The sequence below is a fragment of the Amycolatopsis sp. SID8362 genome, from assembly GCF_010550475.1.
GTDB lineage: Bacteria > Actinomycetota > Actinomycetes > Mycobacteriales > Pseudonocardiaceae > Amycolatopsis > Amycolatopsis eburnea.
Map to the genome: position 1 here is coordinate 1 of NZ_JAAGNB010000432.1, position 267 is coordinate 267.

The 267-nt window shown below is 76.4% G+C and carries 1 protein-coding gene; it reads left to right on the top strand.

What is annotated here, in order from left to right; all coding sequences use genetic code 11:
* A partial coding sequence (locus G3I65_RS13545) for a hypothetical protein (RefSeq protein ID WP_160696415.1) occupies positions 1 to 267 on the top strand: 267 nt, incomplete at both ends.

The following is a 267-nucleotide window of genomic DNA, read 5'->3' on the forward strand; positions in this document are numbered from 1 at the left end:
GCCTGGGCGGCGCACGCCCACTGGCTGCTCGGCCACGACGCCGCCGCGGTGGCTAGCAGCGCCGAAGCCGTCGAGCGCGCCCGCGCGGCCGGGCACCCGTACAGCCTGACCATCGCGCTGGCCTACGCCGGCGTCACCCACCAGATGCGCGACGACCGGCCGGCGCTGTGGACGGCCGTCACCGAACTGCACGCGCTGTGCGACCGGTACGGCTTCGCCTACTACCGGGAATGGGCGCTGGTGCTGGGCGGCTGGGCTCGCGGGGGC